General features: G+C 67.1%; 20 protein-coding genes and 4 pseudogenes. 2 read left to right on the forward strand and 22 right to left on the reverse strand.

What is annotated here, in order from left to right; all coding sequences use genetic code 11:
* Nucleotides 1-50 precede the first annotated feature (50 nt).
* From QM699_RS01570 to QM699_RS01590, 5 genes are read right to left on the reverse strand one after another with little or no spacing between them, the layout of a single operon-like run.
* Nucleotides 51-254, reverse strand: a complete 204-nt coding sequence (locus tag QM699_RS01570) for a hypothetical protein (RefSeq protein ID WP_415009509.1) — start codon at nucleotides 252-254, stop codon at nucleotides 51-53.
* The gene (locus QM699_RS01575) at nucleotides 254-535 is read right to left on the reverse strand and encodes a hypothetical protein (RefSeq protein ID WP_415009510.1); all 282 of its coding nucleotides are present in this window, start codon (nucleotides 533-535) and stop codon (nucleotides 254-256) included. Before QM699_RS01575 ends, QM699_RS01570 begins: the two co-directional genes overlap by 1 nt.
* Nucleotides 536-537: 2 nt before the next feature.
* Nucleotides 538-702: a hypothetical protein gene (locus QM699_RS01580; RefSeq protein WP_415009511.1), complete on the reverse strand. Its 165-nt coding sequence runs from the start codon at nucleotides 700-702 to the stop codon at nucleotides 538-540.
* The gene (gene acpP / locus QM699_RS01585) at nucleotides 699-962 is read right to left on the reverse strand and encodes an acyl carrier protein (protein ID WP_415009512.1); all 264 of its coding nucleotides are present in this window, start codon (nucleotides 960-962) and stop codon (nucleotides 699-701) included. The genes QM699_RS01580 and acpP overlap by 4 nt, the downstream gene beginning before the upstream one ends.
* A complete protein-coding gene (locus QM699_RS01590; RefSeq protein ID WP_415009513.1) occupies nucleotides 959-1,246 on the reverse strand; it encodes a hypothetical protein in 288 nt (95 codons plus the stop codon). The genes acpP and QM699_RS01590 overlap by 4 nt, the downstream gene beginning before the upstream one ends.
* 202 nt (nucleotides 1,247-1,448) lie before the next feature.
* Between QM699_RS01590 and QM699_RS01595 the strand changes: the two genes are divergently transcribed.
* Complete coding sequence (locus tag QM699_RS01595) at nucleotides 1,449-2,681, forward strand: hypothetical protein (RefSeq protein ID WP_415009514.1); 1,233 nt, start codon at nucleotides 1,449-1,451, stop codon at nucleotides 2,679-2,681.
* Nucleotides 2,678-3,925, forward strand: coding sequence for a DNA cytosine methyltransferase (locus tag QM699_RS01600; RefSeq protein WP_415009515.1), 1,248 nt, complete (start codon nucleotides 2,678-2,680; stop codon nucleotides 3,923-3,925). The genes QM699_RS01595 and QM699_RS01600 overlap by 4 nt, the downstream gene beginning before the upstream one ends.
* An 84-nt stretch (nucleotides 3,926-4,009) precedes the next feature.
* Here QM699_RS01600 and QM699_RS01605 read toward each other — a convergent pair whose 3' ends face one another.
* The 17 genes and pseudogenes from QM699_RS01605 to QM699_RS01685 form a co-directional block, all read right to left on the reverse strand.
* Nucleotides 4,010-4,873: a DNA adenine methylase gene (locus tag QM699_RS01605; RefSeq protein WP_415009516.1), complete on the reverse strand. Its 864-nt coding sequence runs from the start codon at nucleotides 4,871-4,873 to the stop codon at nucleotides 4,010-4,012.
* Nucleotides 4,866-6,221, reverse strand: coding sequence for a hypothetical protein (locus tag QM699_RS01610; RefSeq protein ID WP_415009517.1), 1,356 nt, complete (start codon nucleotides 6,219-6,221; stop codon nucleotides 4,866-4,868). The genes QM699_RS01605 and QM699_RS01610 overlap by 8 nt, the downstream gene beginning before the upstream one ends.
* Nucleotides 6,222-6,328: 107 nt before the next feature.
* A complete protein-coding gene (locus QM699_RS01615; RefSeq protein ID WP_415012821.1) occupies nucleotides 6,329-6,478 on the reverse strand; it encodes a hypothetical protein in 150 nt (49 codons plus the stop codon).
* Between the two features lie 86 nt (nucleotides 6,479-6,564).
* A pseudogene (locus tag QM699_RS01620) lies at nucleotides 6,565-6,885 on the reverse strand (hypothetical protein); the annotation flags it as partial.
* A 5-nt stretch (nucleotides 6,886-6,890) separates the two neighbouring features.
* Nucleotides 6,891-7,031 (reverse strand): hypothetical protein, encoded by a 141-nt coding sequence (locus tag QM699_RS01625; protein WP_415012822.1) that lies wholly within the window; start codon nucleotides 7,029-7,031, stop codon nucleotides 6,891-6,893.
* 211 nt (nucleotides 7,032-7,242) lie between these two features.
* Nucleotides 7,243-7,623 (reverse strand): annotated as a pseudogene (locus QM699_RS01630) (DNA cytosine methyltransferase); the annotation flags it as partial.
* 74 nt (nucleotides 7,624-7,697) lie between these two features.
* Nucleotides 7,698-8,216, reverse strand: coding sequence for a hypothetical protein (locus QM699_RS01635; RefSeq protein ID WP_415009518.1), 519 nt, complete (start codon nucleotides 8,214-8,216; stop codon nucleotides 7,698-7,700).
* Complete coding sequence (locus QM699_RS01640; RefSeq protein WP_415009519.1) at nucleotides 8,213-8,413, reverse strand: hypothetical protein; 201 nt, start codon at nucleotides 8,411-8,413, stop codon at nucleotides 8,213-8,215. The genes QM699_RS01635 and QM699_RS01640 overlap by 4 nt, the downstream gene beginning before the upstream one ends.
* Before the next feature lie 162 nt (nucleotides 8,414-8,575).
* Nucleotides 8,576-9,529 (reverse strand): N-acetylmuramidase domain-containing protein, encoded by a 954-nt coding sequence (locus QM699_RS01645; RefSeq protein WP_415009520.1) that lies wholly within the window; start codon nucleotides 9,527-9,529, stop codon nucleotides 8,576-8,578.
* Between the two features lie 72 nt (nucleotides 9,530-9,601).
* Nucleotides 9,602-9,877, reverse strand: coding sequence for a hypothetical protein (locus QM699_RS01650; protein ID WP_415009521.1), 276 nt, complete (start codon nucleotides 9,875-9,877; stop codon nucleotides 9,602-9,604).
* 14 nt (nucleotides 9,878-9,891) lie between these two features.
* Complete coding sequence (locus QM699_RS01655) at nucleotides 9,892-11,085, reverse strand: DUF2793 domain-containing protein (RefSeq protein WP_415009522.1); 1,194 nt, start codon at nucleotides 11,083-11,085, stop codon at nucleotides 9,892-9,894.
* 121 nt (nucleotides 11,086-11,206) lie between these two features.
* Nucleotides 11,207-11,386, reverse strand: a pseudogene (locus QM699_RS01660) (hypothetical protein); the annotation flags it as partial.
* A gap of 532 nt (nucleotides 11,387-11,918) precedes the next feature.
* Nucleotides 11,919-13,007: pseudogene (locus QM699_RS01665) on the reverse strand (recombinase family protein); the annotation flags it as partial.
* Complete coding sequence (locus QM699_RS01670) at nucleotides 13,004-13,393, reverse strand: helix-turn-helix domain-containing protein (protein ID WP_415009523.1); 390 nt, start codon at nucleotides 13,391-13,393, stop codon at nucleotides 13,004-13,006. The pseudogene QM699_RS01665 and the gene QM699_RS01670, both read right to left, overlap by 4 nt.
* On the reverse strand, nucleotides 13,390-13,743 hold the full coding sequence (locus QM699_RS01675) for a DUF6516 family protein (RefSeq protein WP_415009524.1): 354 nt from the start codon (nucleotides 13,741-13,743) through the stop codon (nucleotides 13,390-13,392). Before QM699_RS01675 ends, QM699_RS01670 begins: the two co-directional genes overlap by 4 nt.
* The gene (locus QM699_RS01680; protein ID WP_415009525.1) at nucleotides 13,740-14,060 is read right to left on the reverse strand and encodes a hypothetical protein; all 321 of its coding nucleotides are present in this window, start codon (nucleotides 14,058-14,060) and stop codon (nucleotides 13,740-13,742) included. The genes QM699_RS01675 and QM699_RS01680 overlap by 4 nt, the downstream gene beginning before the upstream one ends.
* 135 nt (nucleotides 14,061-14,195) lie before the next feature.
* Nucleotides 14,196-14,417, reverse strand: coding sequence for a DUF2274 domain-containing protein (locus QM699_RS01685; RefSeq protein ID WP_415009526.1), 222 nt, complete (start codon nucleotides 14,415-14,417; stop codon nucleotides 14,196-14,198).

The raw sequence follows: 14,417 nt of genomic DNA on the forward strand, positions 1-14,417 counted from the left end.
GTATCACGGCTTCCTTAACCGCCGGCGGGAGGGGCGGCGCCGGCGAGCGATCAGCCATCGGGCAGATTCCGGCGTTCCAGGAAGGCGAGCGCCCGCGACCGGCACGCCGCCAGGCTCTCGTTGGGGATGGCCTTCCCGCTGGTCTCGATGAGGATATCGAGCAGCATCGCCTCAGCCGCAGCGAGTTCCCGTTCAAGGCGGACGATCTCCCGATCGGCTTGACGAATTCGGGGAAGTCCGAGATCCGAGGGCATCATTCGCCCTCCGCAAGGTCGGTCTTGATGGCGCGCACCGCGTGGGTGAAGTTCGCGGCCGCCTTAACGAGACCGAGCTTCGCTCCCCATTGCGGATCCGCATGGACGCGCATGAACAGGGTGGGGTCCCGGAAGGCGAGCATCCCGTCGCGATCCGACATCACCGCATACAGCCCCTCCCAATCGACGTGCTGAAGGATCTGGCAGGCCAGAGAAACCTGCTGCATCGCCTGAGCGAAGTCGGTCAGGCGCCCCGGGATGGCCGGATGGATGCCCTCCATGATCATCCCCCGCACTGCAGGACCGCCAGCACGGCGATGGCGCCGACCGCGACGATGGACATCCATCGCTCGAGGCGCAGCTGGCGGCGCAGGCCTGCGAGTTCGAAATTGGCCTGCGCCAAGGCCAGACCGGTTTCCACCCGTTCGAAATTGAGGGCGGAATTCATGGCGTGGCGCCCGGGACTTCGACGGCGCCGAGAGCCGCACTGACCATGCGCAGGGCGTCACCGACAGTCTGCATGGCCTCGCCGTCCTCCTCGGGGAGTTCAACGCCGAACGCATCCTCGAGCGCCATGAAGATCTCGAGCCGGTCGAGGCTGTCGGCGTGGAGGTCGGCAACGAAATGCGCGTCGTCGGTCATGCGCGCGATATCCGCGAGCAGGCAATCGGCGATCACACGGCGCAGGCGATCCGCGATCTCCGTCACAGCCGCATCTCCGGCCCGGCGAATGCCCCCGGCTGCTGCTCCGCCTCCGGCAGGATGTAGTGGTCGTCCTCGATCTCGTAGTGCCAGTCGGCCAGCCAGCGGTCGATCTGCCAAGCCAGAGGAAGCCCGATGCCGGCAGCGAGCGCCAGCCCTACGCAGGCCGCGCGGATCAGCGTCAGATGGCGCCGGTGCTGCACAGCATCCCGGCCGTCGTCCCGCGCCGCATAGACCGTCTTCTGCACCGGGGGATGCCGCCGGCCAGGCCGGTCAGGGGAATCGAGCACATGCGCCTCCATCGTTTCGATGGGCCGGGGTTCGCATGGGCGGGTTGGTGGCGAAGAGGCGGTGAACGGCGGTGGAGGTCCGGGTGGGCCGCCGATCGTGCCGCCAGCCATTGACGCGAGAGTCTTTGTGCGGCCGCGCGTGATCGTGATACGGAGGATCGAGAGCGCGAGAACGCCGAACTGAACGAGGAAAGAGCAGGAAGTGATCGGCAGACCGGAAGCGCTGCGCATCTATCGCGTCAGGAAGTCCGACCGGCAGCCGCTGGTGGATTTCATGATCGCCGGGCTGCGTGACGCGGGATGCCGGATCCTTCATGAGCCCGACGCTTCGCAGGCGCCGTTCCTGATCGCGTTCGAGACGCCGGACAAGGAGCGGATAGGAATTGTCGCCTACGCTTTCTATATCGGGCCGCGAACCGAGACGAAGAACCGGCCGACGGACGAGCGGAGCTTTCAGATCAAGTATGGATCGAAGGTGCTGACGCCGGGCGGCGAGCCGGAGGAGCACGAGCTGTTCCACGACCCGCTCGACCTCCTGGTGACCCTGCTGGTCGGCATTTCGCCGGAGGAGGGCTTCTTCGTCGCGGCCGATCCAGCGATGCACAACCCGACGAAGATCTTCATCCGGCTCGAGTTCAAGGATCACCACGTCGAAGCCGTTCAGGATGGAGGGTGGGTCGCGTGGGAGCGCGACCACCGCGGCCGGAACCCGGCGCCGATCGAGGTGCTGGTCGGCGGCACGCGCGAGCGCCTCCTCGACCTGGTCCTGTTCGAGCGGGCGGCGGAGGGCTTTGCGCCGGGCGACCGCCAGCTGCTTGCCGAGCGTCTCTACGCGTCGCCGATGCTCATGGCCGCCGGGGCAGTCGTTCCGGCGTCGGCCGTCACGGTCGCAGAGGCGGCGGATCTCGCCAAGCATCCGCTCATAGCCGAGCTGGGGCTCGACCCCGAGCAGGTGCTCGATCTGATCGCCGGGGCGAAGCGCCTGAAGATGGCGGTGCGTGGCTGGGTGGCCGAAGAGCATCTCAGGCGCGAGCTGGTAGCGATGCCCGGCGTCACCGACTGCGAGTTCATCAACGGTGAGGGCCGTCCCGACCTTCAACTCCGCTGGCATGGCGGGCCGCTCCTCGAGATCGAGTGCAAGAACGTCCTCCGGGTGACGAACAAGGCAGGGATCCCGAGAATCGACTTCCAGAAGACCCGCGCCTCGAAGAGCGACAAGAGCTCCCGGAACTACGGTCCCGGGGACTTCGACGTTGTTGCCGGATGCCTCCACGCCGTCACCGAGAAATGGGAGTTCCGCTACATCGTCCCGAGCGCCCTGGAGCCGCACAAGGATCACCCGGGCAAGCTCGCGTCGAATGTACTTGTCGATGGCCGGTGGTCCGTCGATGCTGGCCCCGTCTTCGATGAAGCGTACCGGGTGAAGGGCCTATGACCGACCTGACAGCGATCAGCCTTTTCACCGGCGTGGGCGGGCTCGACCTCGGGTTCGAGGCCGCCGGATTCCGCACGGCCGCCGCCGTGGAAATGGACCCGGCGGCATGCAGGGCGCTTCGCGCAGCGCGGCCCGAATGGCCGGTCCTCGAAGGCGACATCCACCGGACGCCGACGGACGCGATCCTCGCGGCGGCAGGGCTCGCGCCGGGCGAGGCGGACATCCTGATCGGCGGGCCGCCGTGCCAGCCATTCTCGAAGTCCGGCTATTGGGCGCGGGGCGATGCGCTCCGGCTGGACGATCCGCGCGCCGGCACCCTCGGCGAATACCTGCGGGTCCTCCGCGAGGCGCGGCCGCGCGCCTTCCTCCTGGAGAACGTCCCGGGTCTCGGCTTCCGGGGCAAGGACGAAGGCCTCCGCCTCATCTTGGACGGCATCCGGCAGCTCAACGAGGCGGCGGGAACGAACTACCGGGTCGCGTGGCGGAAGCTGAACGCCGTCGACTACGGGGTTCCGCAGATGCGGGAACGCCTGATCCTGATCGCAGCCCGCGACGGGCGGGAGTTCCGTTTCCCGGAACCGACGCATGCCGATCCCGCGGCGATGGAGCCGGGCGACGCCCGCGAGCCGTGGCGGACCGCATGGGACGCCCTCGGCGATCTGCCCGCCCAGCCGAACGAGCGCGGGCTCGAGATGGGCGGGAAATGGGCGGCGCTGCTGCCGTCGATCCCAGAAGGCCAGAACTACCTCTGGCACACGAGCCGCGGCGGCGGCATGAGCCTGTTCGGATGGCGGCGGCGATATTGGAGCTTCCTGCTGAAGCTGGCGAAGGATCGGCCATCATGGACGATCCAGGCGCAGCCCGGGTCTGCCATCGGGCCGTTCCACTGGAAGAGCCGCAAGCTCTCGACGCTCGAGCTTTGCCGGTTGCAAACGCTGCCCCGCGACGTCGCCCTCGCCTGCGGCAGGACCGATGCCCAGCGGCTCCTGGGGAATGCCGTCCCCTCGCTGCTGGCGGAGGTGCTTGGGCGGGCGATCCGCGAGCAGCTCCTCGATGCGCCGCTGCGGACGCCGCTGCAGCTGATGCCGCCTCGACGCACTAAGGTCCCGGCGCCGGAGCCGATCGCCGGCGTTCCTTCGCGGTACCTTGGCATGATCGGAGACCACGCCGATCACCCCGGAACGGGGCTCGGCTGGGGAAGCACCGCGCGAGGACAGGAGCGCGCTCTCGTCGCAGGCGAGTAGCTTGCGCGCAGGACACTTGACCTTGCGGATTTTTTCGACCGCCCTGTTGGCGTGAAAAATCCGCAAGGAGTTTCCGGCAGTCGCTCAGGAAGCGGCCGATAGCCGGTCGAGGCCTTTGGGGATCTCGAGGCCCGGGGACGGGATCAGCACTTCGCCCGCCGTCCGCTTGGTCTGCACCGAGTAGTAGACCTGCACCCGGTGGAGCGGTCGCTCGTCATAGAGGGCACAGATTTCGGGAGCCTCGTCGTAAGTGACGATCCACGGCCGCTGCAGCGCAAGGATTTCCTGCGCGAGCGCGGCATGATCGTCAGGCCGATAGAAGCTGGTGTAGAGGCTCGACCCCTTGTTGAAATATGGAGGATCGATACAGAGGAACGCCTTCTCGGGAAGCTCCAGGTCAGCCTGTCGGAGAAAATCAATGGCATCCATTCTATAGAGCGATATGCGGGATCGATACTTCGCAATCCGTTGAATCCGCCGCGCCAAGTCCTCACGGTTAAACCGGCAGTCGAGCTTGTATGTCCCGGTCTGATCTAGACCGCCGATGACTCCGGCACCCTTGATAATTCCGGAGCGGTTTGTCCGATTCAGGAAGAAAGCCGCGAACCCCAGGTCGAGCGGATTGGACATGTCCTCGGCGAGATAGATCTCGCGCTGCCGTCGCCAGCCCGCGATGGTGATCTCGACGGACAGAATGCGGTCTACGAACCGATCCGTGTCGTTGAGCACAGAATGCCAGAAAGCCCAGATGGATGGATCAATGTCGTTCAGATGGATCTCGCTCACGAAGCCGCCATAGAGAAGACCCAGTGCTAGCCCGCCCCCGCCGGCGAAGGGCTCCGCATAGGGCCGACGATCCAGATCGTTCAGGCGCAGGATCGAAGCCACCACGTCGAGAAGGCCGGTCTTCCCCCCCGGATACCGCATGGGGGAGAGAGACCTAGCCATTCTGGATCATGCTCTTGAGCGCAGCGCGCATGAGGGGGGTAAGAGTTTCCATGTCGTTAATCAGCTGCCTTGTGTCGACGTGCGCCGCAGATTTGTGATGTTTTGTAATATTGCCATAGTCAGCTACTTTTGACAATGCTTGAGTTGTTGCATTTAGTTCTTTTCCGGATCCTAGGCCCATAGCCGCTAGTTTGCTTTTTCCGAAGTAATCCTTAAAGGCGGTCGTCTCTGTCTTCCCCATGGATGCGCCCAAGCACTCGATAAAAGTCCAAACGCCGACCGCTATCAGCGGAGTATGATGCTCAGCGTTGATCATGCAGATGGAGTAATACAGGCTCTTCAGCTTGTAGGACCCGAGGGTATCGAGGGAGGCCAATATCTCGTCGTCGGATGCGATGTTCGCGGCAGACTTGGGCTTGACCGGCTTAGCCGGGGGTTTCGAGGGCTGGACGGCCGGGGCGCCAGGTTCGGCCCCGCTGCCATCAGACGGCACCTCTGTCACCATTTCGATCAGCGGTTCCGGCTCAACACGGGCCGAAGACACGCCGGGCAGCTGCTGCAGCGTCGTCCTGGCGAAATGGTCGATCTTCTCTTTGCGGACCTGAGAGCCAAGATTCTTGGCACCCGCCTCTTTCAGAACCTCCTTCAGGACGGTCTCGAATTCCTCCTTCGGTCGGTTTCTCATCGGGTCGTCCGCCCCGCGAGATACATCGACCCCGAGGGCGTCTTTCACGAGCGCATTGCTGAGAAGCCTAGCGAGGTGCGAGAGGCGCCCAGGCCGGTCTTCGTTCGAGATCATCCCGCCAACCACGGCATAGTCGAGGACAGCCTGCGCGAGCGCATGTCGGCCGCTGCCGGTGAAGCGTGTCTTCTGCTCCGACGTCCACGGCTTCCGCCCGCGACCACCCTGCGCACCGTCGTGGATGCGGAGCAACCAGTGCCGAACCCTATCCGGGTCGCTGATCACCACTGCGTCGATTTCCGCCGGGGCCGTCCAGAGCGCGGCAGAGGCCTTGATCGAATTGCGAATTTTCGCGGGCGCGAGATCCGGATCCTTCAACAGCTTCATCGCACAGACGCGTCGGTTTCCCTCCGCGACGTAGTAGGCGGTCTTGTCATTGATGGGCCCGGCCTCGTCCACGGGATAGAGGATCAGGCGCTCGGCCGGGTTGGTGCCATTGCGGGCAATGTCCCGCGCGAGCGCGTCGATGTCCTCGGTCCGACAGAGCCGATCGATCGCTTCCGGCTCGCCATCCACCTCCTCGTGCCGAGGATTATTCATCGCAAGGAAGAGCTGGTCGAGACGCACCGTTGTCTTCACCGGGGCCACCGAGGCACCATCGCTCATCCCATCCCCCTCCACTACCGCCGGTTGCGCTATGCGGCGTTTCTCGCAGGAGTAAGGGGATGCGGAGGGCACTTCAACAATTCTATCCCAGCTTTCTACATTCCCGATTAGCGGATCGCCTCGACCATGGCGATCCGCTCGCCGATCCACTCCGCGCAGTTCACCGCCCACGAGTTCCCGAGCGCCTTGTAGCGCGGGCCGTCCGCCGCCAGCTGGCGGGCCTCGTCCATCGACAGATCCGGGTTCGTGAGCCGCATGTAGAGCAACTCGGCGGCCTTGATCCGCTTCCGGGCGCCCCACGGGATTCGGTGAAATCGTCAGGGAATCCTTGAAGCCGCTCGCACTCCCTGGGCGTCAGGCGGCGCACCGCCCAGGGCTCGGCGACATAGCTGCGGCTGGACCCGCCGGAGGCGGCACGGAGGTTGGCGGTGTCGTGGGGGCCCTCCGGCATGGCCCCGCCCTCCCGGCCGCGGAGGTCGAAGGCCACGGCGGCGCGACCGCCGTGCTTCCCGCCGCCGTGCAGTGCGCCCGGGACGTCGCCGACCGCGAAGCCGGTATTGCCGCCAGCCAGGCAGTCGAACGCGATGATAGGCGCCTCGTGGTTGCAGTTGAGCGTAGGGCTGTGACCGACGGCGATCTCCGCGCTCCCCTGCCCGTGAGCCATGGCGATCAGCTCTCCGCCGCGAGCGGCATCCGGCGCGCCGCCACCGCCTCGAAGGCCTGCCGGAGGATCGGCGGGATTTGGCGCGATCCGACGCGGCGGAGGATGCCCCGACAGGCCCGCGCGGTCAGAGAGAACCGCTCCGGCACGTCGCCAGTCTCCAAGATGGCCGACAACCCACACACGACGTCGTCGCTGGGACAGAGCGAAGGGGAAACGGCATGTTCGCACATGCTGAGCGTCAAGCACGCGCCATGCGAGGCCGTATGCGCCCGGGATGCCCTCGACAACTCCCGCAGACTGCCAGCCGCCAGCGGGGACCTCGACCTGTCGACCGGAGAGCAAGCCCAGAAGGCCCGCAAATGCTCGTCCTCGATCGTTCGAAAGGACGCCGGGGACGTTCTCCCAGACCAGCCAGCGGGGGCGATATCGGCGAGCAATCGCGCCATAGGTGAGCATGAGGCCGCCACGCGCTCCATCCAGTCCAGCTCCGAGGCCGGCGACGGAGAAGTCCTGGCAGGGGGTTCCGCCGCAAAGGACATCGACAGCTGCATCGGGCCATTCCTCGAAGCGGGTCATGTCGCCCCAGTTCGGGACGGCGGGGTGGTGATGGGCGAGGACCGCGCTGGGAAACGGTTCGATCTCGCTGAAGGCCACTGGCCGCCAGCCGAGGGGAGCCCATGCCTGCGTCGCGGCCTCGATGCCGGAACAGACTGAGAGGAAGCGGAGCGGGGCTGTCATGCTCCGCGTGTCCCATCCTCATGGCGCCGGCGAAGAGGCGCCGGACGGCGCCGGAGGGCAAGGCCTGCCGCCGCTCAACGGGCTGTCGTGACCTTTGGGGCGGCTGCTTCGCCGGGTTCGACCACGGCTCGCAGGCCGATGCCGCAGACAGCCTCGACCCTGATGCCGCTGCCCACGACCTTCCGGCGAATATGAAACGCCTGGGTCTTCACGGTATTGTATCCGGGGAAGTCGACCCGGGCCGTCCCGGACGCGGCCGCTGCGACGCTCAGCGCCTCATAGGGCACGACCTCTCCCTTCGCGCGCAACAGCCGCCCGAGAATGGCGGCCTGCGCCGGCGTAAGGGACAGCATGTCCACCAGCGGGACGAACTCTGGCGGCGGCTTGGTCAGTTCGGCCAGAAGGTGGCGCAGATGCTCCACTTCCTCTTCCAGCGCCTCGACACGTGCGTCCCGCGGTCCGGCCCAGTTCAGCCAGCCGCGAATGGCGATCCGACCCAGCGCGGATTGCGACATCCCGCGCGCCTTCGCCTCCGCGGCGATCCGGTCGCGCAGCTCTGGCGTAATCAGGGTTACCTTGAGATCGATGCTCATGGGCCGCCGCATCCCGCGTCGAGCCGGGCGATCAGCGTCCGGCCCGCCTCCCGGCTCTGCGGCCCGCCGTCCGCGACCAGCGCGGCAGCAAGCGCCGACCGCGCCGCCGCCGTCCCGTCGCAGACCGCCTCACCGGCCGGCCCGGTCGCGCAGCCATTCAAGATCAGCAGCAGCGTCACCGCGCGACACATCCGCATCGTCCATCTCCTGTCGGGTTTCGCGATAGCGGCGCAGGCCGGCCTCGGCTGCGTCCCGCCGGCCGTCGCGATGGCCAGCGAGGAAGGCGGCGAGCCCGGCCGCGAGCAGTGCTCCCAGGGCGGCGAGAAGGCGGCCAGGAGGGGTTGTGAGGAGCCATGCCATCACGCGACCCCCCGGCGCTTGCGGAAGGCGAAGAACGCCAGCGCCGCCAGCCCGCAGAGCGCCATGGCGACGATCAGGATGTTGAGCGAGGATTCCGGCAGGGCCTTGCCGATCGTGGCCACCGCGCCCGCGCCCGTCGCCGCGGCGCTGGCGATTTGGCCCGCGCGCGCGACGCGATCTTCTTCCGCCGGCTGGCGGATGGGATGCGCATCCCGGTTCTTCTCGAGCGCTTCCCAGGTGCGGGCGCCGACCACGCCGTCGACCGGCAGCCACCCGGCCTCCTGGAAGGCCTTCACCGCGCGCAGGGTCTCCGGCCCGAAGGACCCGTCCTGCGGGATGCCGAGCGCCGCCTGGAGTCGGCGGACAGCAGGCCCCTTGTCGCCGGAGCGCAGCACCACCGGCGAGGCGGCCCCGCCGCCCCGCTGGAAGGCCGTCTCGATCCGGGCGGCGTATTCGGGCACGTTCGCGTCGCCGTTGTAGCGGGCGGCGAAGCGCGCCCAGTCGTGGGCCCGCAGCGCCCCGTCGAGCCGCCAGGCGCGTATGAGCGCGACGAAGGCCTGCAGCTGCGCCCCTTCGTCGTCGGCCATGGCCTCAACCATTTGAGCGGCTGAGGCGAAACCGGCCGCCTCGCAGTTGAAGCCCATGATCTGCGGCGCGCCCCAACTCGTCGCCCGCATGGCGTCCTCGGGGTCGCGGGCGAAGGCGGCTGCGAACTGCCGCTCCCGCTCGACGGGGGAGAGGGCGAGGCTCGTCCGCCATGTGCCGACCGGAGCCGCCAGCTTGTGCGGCTCGAACCTACGCTCGAGCGAGCCGTCGGGGCGGAACGGACGGCCAGCAGCCTCGACCTCCCAGACGGCGCGCAGCGCCTCGACAGAGCAGTCGAGGCTTTCAGCCGCCCGCGCGAAATCCTCGGCCGCGGCCCGCTGGGCCGCGCCGATCCAGAACGTCGTCATGTGCTCTCCTCGGGAACGATGAGGCCCGCCGGAGGCGGGCCGAGGGATCAGATCAGGAAGGCCGGAGCGCGATCAGCCGAAGCCGAAGGTCTTCGCGATCACGGCGACGGCGCCGCCGATCACGAGCCAGGCGAGCTTGTCGAACACCCGGAAAAAGTGACTGCGGCTGACATCCTGCCGCTCCATCGCGGCGACGCGCTGCTCGACGGCGGCGACTCGCGCGTCGCAGCTGTCTGTCCACCGAAACAGCGTCACCATGCGCTCCTCGACGCGGGCCAGCGCCACCATCGCTTCCGCCAGACGATCCAGCTTTCCCTCGATCCGGCTCAATCGCTGCTCGTCCGTCATTCCTGCCAAGCCCGTCATTCGTATTCCCAGACGACGACAAGGCCGGCTCCACCGCCCCCGCCGGCGCGCGCGGTGGCGCTGGTGGAAAGGCCGCCGCTGCCGCCGGCGCCCGGCGCGATGCCGCCCGCTCCGCCCGACGACGCAATCCGCGCCACGCCGCCGCCGCCCATGGGGCCGGCCGCTCCAGCGCCGGATGCGCCGACGGCGCCCGAGATGCGCTGCCCGACTTGGCCGACCGCGCCATGGCCCCATTTCGGGGTGGTGGTGGGCGAAGCCGCGCCGCCCGCGCCGCCCGCCGAAAACCCGGCTGCCGTGCCAGCCGTCTGCCCTACGCCGCCGTCTCCACCGTCGGCCGCGCAGATCGACCCGCCGAACGAGGAAGAGCCGCCCGTGCCGCCCGTGCCGCCGGTGTTCGCGCCGCTGCTGCCGCCGGACCCGACCACGACCACGTAGGACGCGGCGGGGTCCTCGATCAGCAGGGAGTTGTAGGCCCCGCCGCCGCCGCCGCCCGCTGCGCCGATGGACGACGCGGCGCCGCTGACCCCGCCACCGCCACCGCCTCCCCCGATCACCTCAACTACAATAAGGCGGATGCCCGAGGGCCGGGTCCATGTCCCGGACGCGGTGAACTTCTGGACGGATTTCAGGCGGCCGCCGCCCAGCAGCCCGCCGGGGAGCATTGCGACTTTGCCCGTCGCGCCATCCACCTTGAGCGCCTCGCGCCAGGTCGAACCGTTCGCCGAGACCTTGACCACGAAATCGTCATCCCCTGCGAGGCCCATCTCAGCCCGGCCAGACCAGTTGTCCTGGAACAGCAGGCTCGCGGTATCGGGGGCAGCCTGCTTGTTGACCTTCACTTGGTGCCCGTCGCCAGCATGGGTCAGAAGGGTCTCGTCGGCGGCGACCGCAAGCCGGCTGACCGCGTCCGCCGTCGCGCCGCCGATCGAGACCGTGTCGAAGGCGGCATCCCCGCCGCCGCCACCGCTGACTTCCGCCCAGGCGGAGCCCGACCAGACCAGCAGCTTGTCCTCGTCGGCCACCCACGCGACCCAGCCCTCCTGCGGAGCCAGCTTCATCCACGCGCCGTCGATCCGATAGGCGATGTTGAGGTCCCAACCGTCCCATGCCCCCGACCCGCCGGACGCGACGATGTAGCGCGCTCCGTCGGCGGGCGAGCCGGGCGGCGCGGTGAGGTTGCGGTCGAGCACCGACAGCTGGACGATTCCGTCGAGCAGCCGCAGCGCCTCGTTGTGGGTGACGTGCTTCTGGGCCTGCCCGGCCAGCATATAGGGCAGTCGCAGGTGCGAGGTCTCGTCGGGCATGGTTTCCTCAGAAATGCAGGGTGTCGATACGGGGCGTTCCGCGGCCGACCACCGCGGAGACCTGGTAGACGTGGACGGCGAGCATGGCGCCCGGCCCGAGCGGCGCACCCCAATCCGCCGTCTGCTGGGCGGCTGTGTAGACCACGCTGGTGGCCGCAGCTGTCAGGGTTCGCTTGACAGATGCGCCGCCATTTCGGTATAAAACCGGGAACGCCGATTCCCGCCGATTTCCCTCCCTTAGCCGCGATCAGCGTCCTCAAGAGGGTGCTTTTGCTGCCATTGATGTAGATCGCGTTGTCTGCGACCTCGACGCGCTGTGCGAAAGCGCGGACATGATCCCGCCGATAGCCGCCCTCTCCAAGCCGGAGCCGGGTGCGCGCTTCGCTCGCCAGTTCCCGCACGGCCGCGCCGGTGATGCCCTGATGGGCCGAGCTTTTCAGCATGGCCTCGGTCCTTGCGGCGTCGGCCCGTGCCTGATCCCGTATCGCCGTGAGGCCCGCGATGCGTTCGCCGAGGGCGGATTCGGCCGGGTCGAGCGAACCGCCCTCGATAGCGTCATAGAGCCGCTTTAGCCGCATGTCGGCCTCGGCCGCGCGCTGGTTCAATTCAGCGATGTGCTGGCTGCGTCGCTCGACGCTCTCCTGCCGGCGATCCAGCAGCGAGGCGAGCACATCTTCGATCCGCTCGGGGTCCAGCAGCCTTTCCTCGATGTGGCTGACCACGATGCGGTCCAGCTTGTCCATCGGGATCGCGCGGCCCTTGCAGCCGGTGTCGCCCTGCCGTGCCCGGATCGAACAGGCATAATAGCGGTAGCGGCCGTTCTTGCCGGTGCGCAGCGTCATGGCCCCGCCGCAATTGCCGCAATAACAGATGCCCGTCAGCAGGTTCGGGCCGCTGACGACGCGCGGCGGCGTCACCTTCGGATTGTTGACCTGCAAGCGCCTCTGCACCCCCTCGAATATCTCAAGGTCGATCAGCGGCGGCACCGCGACGGTGACGACTTCTTCCTCGGGCTTCACCTCGCCTTTCTTGGACCGGCGATTGAAGCGATGTTCGCCGATATAGGTGCGGCGGGTCAGGACGCGGTGAAGCTGGCCGATGCCCCAACGTCCGCCGCTGCGGGTGAACATGCGGTTCCTGTTGAGGTAGCTGACGATGTTCTTGACGCCCATGGGGCCGGACGTGCCATCGCCTTCCGATGCAAGGCGGAAGATCAGCCGCACGGTGTCGGCATGAAGCGGGTCGATCTCCAGCTTCTTCTTCATCTTCGCGCCGCGCTGCTCGGCGTCGATAACGCGGTAGCCGATGGGCGGCAGCGAGCCGTTCCAGAAGCCTTGCCGGGCGTTCTCCTTCAAGGCGCGCAGGACGTGCTTGGCGTTTTCCTTCGACTGGTATTCGTCGAACAGCGACATGATCCGCCGCATCATCTGGTGGATCGGATCGTCACCAAGTTCCTGCGTCATGGAAACGAGCTTGACGCCGTTCTTCGCCAGCTTCCGGTAGTAGTATTCCATTTCAAATTCGTCGCGGAAGAAGCGCGAGAAGCTATGCACCACCACCACGTCGAACGCTGGCGGCTTGGACGTGCCGGCTTCGATCATGCGCTGGAACTCGGGGCGGCGGTCGTTGGTCGCCGATGCGCCCGGCTCGACGAAGGTTTCCACAAGCTGATAGCCGCGAGACTCGCAATAGGCTTCGCCCTGCCGCTTCTGGTCGGGGATCGACACGTCATGCTCTGCCTGCCGGGCGGTCGAGACGCGCAGATAAAGGGCGGCGCGCAGGGCGACATGGGGGCTTTGCATATTCATGGCCGGTCTCCTTTCGCCGCGCGGCGTTCTATCAGCGGCAATTCCAGCGCCACGCGATCATGCAACACCTTCGGCATGAGCTTCCGACCCTCGCCGGGTTCCATGCGGACAAGGCCGTAGTTCGCCATTGTCTTGAGGGTTCGGGACAGGCTCGGCTTGGTCCGCCCCGTGATCCGCGACAGTTCCTCCAGCGAGCCGGGCGACTGCTCGTCGATGACGCGCAGCAGCTCCCGGTTCCCGCTGGACAGGATTTGCGCGAAGGATTCCGTGGACGTGAACCACACCTTCGGATCGTCGGACGCGGGCTTTTCCTCGCCCTTCGCAACCCGCATGGTGCGGGCCTTCATTTCCTCATAGTCGGCAATCCCGACTTTCAATGTGGTCATAGGACACCTCGCTCCTTCAACACCGCGTCCACCGCCTGCCAGAAGTCGGCCAGCAGCGTGGCCGCGTCCTCGTAGGCATAGGGCTTCACGGTCTGGAGGCGGTGCCGATGGTCCATCGGCTCGCCGCGTCTGCCCCGGCCGACCGGATGGGCGTTATCGAAGCCGACCAGCCGTTCGCCCGAAGGCCCGTGAAGCGTGAGCGAGTAATCGAGGCCGTGCGGCTTTTCCGGCGATACCGGAACGCGGGTGACGATAAACTTCACCCAATGGCCGCCCTCGGGATCGACAACGAGCACCTGTCCGTCGAGGTCCAGAAGCGTGTCGAGGCTCGGGTCACGATCCTCGCTCATGGCTCATTGTTACCATCTGGTGTTAACTTCGGCAAGCCTTGATTGTCAGGATCGTCGATTGGCCCGAACAGCCGGTCCAGAACGTCGCCGAAATACCGCTCGAAGATTTGCAGTTCTTCCTCGGTGATCGGCACCTTCTCGGGCCAGTCGTCGAAGACCGGCAGCGTCTCAACATCGACGATACGAAGCGGCGACCGGCGGCGTTCCCGGCCGTCTAGCGTGGGTTCGTCGGCGTAGTCGAACAGATCGTCGGGGAGTGCTTCGGGGACCGGGTGTCGCGGTCGCCCTTTGCGGGCGCGGCGGCGCTCTGCGCACATGGAATCCTCCTTGGTTCTGGTGGATTCCGGGGCGCTCAAGGCCCCGGAATTAAGCGAACCATGGAGGGCAGTCGGCGGCCTGTAGCGTGCCGCATTTGCGTCTATGCGCTGGCGGCACCCCTGCCGGGATAGGACTTAGCTTGCGGTTCGTCGGGCCTTGGCGAAGCCGCGATCCGTGGCGATGAACCGCTCCAGCATGGGCACGATCAGCCTGACGGGATCGGCGGCGGGCTGGCCGTTCTCGCGGGCCAGCACCTCGGCATAGGCGACCAGATCGCGGTGAAGCGGCGCGGGCAACTCTACGGTGATCTTCACGGGCTTGTCGTCGGCCAGAGGGCCGAGTTTCAGTTTCGTCAT

This window comes from Amaricoccus sp., assembly GCF_047602525.1.
In the GTDB taxonomy this organism is placed as follows: domain Bacteria; phylum Pseudomonadota; class Alphaproteobacteria; order Rhodobacterales; family Rhodobacteraceae; genus Amaricoccus.

What these genes read in the sequence shown, in the direction of transcription:
- QM699_RS01575 (WP_415009510.1), bottom strand. Translation starts at nt 535, where the DNA reads ATGGAGGGCATCCATCCGGCCATCCCGGGGCGCCTGACCGACTTCGCT.
- QM699_RS01650 (WP_415009521.1), bottom strand. Translation starts at nt 9,877, where the DNA reads ATGACGGACGAGCAGCGATTGAGCCGGATCGAGGGAAAGCTGGATCGT.
- QM699_RS01645 (WP_415009520.1), bottom strand. Translation starts at nt 9,529, where the DNA reads ATGACGACGTTCTGGATCGGCGCGGCCCAGCGGGCCGCGGCCGAGGAT.
- QM699_RS01600 (WP_415009515.1), top strand. Translation starts at nt 2,678, where the DNA reads ATGACCGACCTGACAGCGATCAGCCTTTTCACCGGCGTGGGCGGGCTC.
- QM699_RS01685 (WP_415009526.1), bottom strand. Translation starts at nt 14,417, where the DNA reads ATGACGAAACTGAAACTCGGCCCTCTGGCCGACGACAAGCCCGTGAAG.
- QM699_RS01675 (WP_415009524.1), bottom strand. Translation starts at nt 13,743, where the DNA reads ATGAGCGAGGATCGTGACCCGAGCCTCGACACGCTTCTGGACCTCGAC.
- QM699_RS01610 (WP_415009517.1), bottom strand. Translation starts at nt 6,221, where the DNA reads ATGAGCGATGGTGCCTCGGTGGCCCCGGTGAAGACAACGGTGCGTCTC.
- QM699_RS01670 (WP_415009523.1), bottom strand. Translation starts at nt 13,393, where the DNA reads ATGACCACATTGAAAGTCGGGATTGCCGACTATGAGGAAATGAAGGCC.
- QM699_RS01570 (WP_415009509.1), bottom strand. Translation starts at nt 254, where the DNA reads ATGCCCTCGGATCTCGGACTTCCCCGAATTCGTCAAGCCGATCGGGAG.
- QM699_RS01640 (WP_415009519.1), bottom strand. Translation starts at nt 8,413, where the DNA reads ATGCGGATGTGTCGCGCGGTGACGCTGCTGCTGATCTTGAATGGCTGC.
- QM699_RS01615 (WP_415012821.1), bottom strand. Translation starts at nt 6,478, where the DNA reads ATGCGGCTCACGAACCCGGATCTGTCGATGGACGAGGCCCGCCAGCTG.
- QM699_RS01680 (WP_415009525.1), bottom strand. Translation starts at nt 14,060, where the DNA reads ATGTGCGCAGAGCGCCGCCGCGCCCGCAAAGGGCGACCGCGACACCCG.
- QM699_RS01580 (WP_415009511.1), bottom strand. Translation starts at nt 702, where the DNA reads ATGAATTCCGCCCTCAATTTCGAACGGGTGGAAACCGGTCTGGCCTTG.
- QM699_RS01635 (WP_415009518.1), bottom strand. Translation starts at nt 8,216, where the DNA reads ATGAGCATCGATCTCAAGGTAACCCTGATTACGCCAGAGCTGCGCGAC.
- QM699_RS01605 (WP_415009516.1), bottom strand. Translation starts at nt 4,873, where the DNA reads ATGGCTAGGTCTCTCTCCCCCATGCGGTATCCGGGGGGGAAGACCGGC.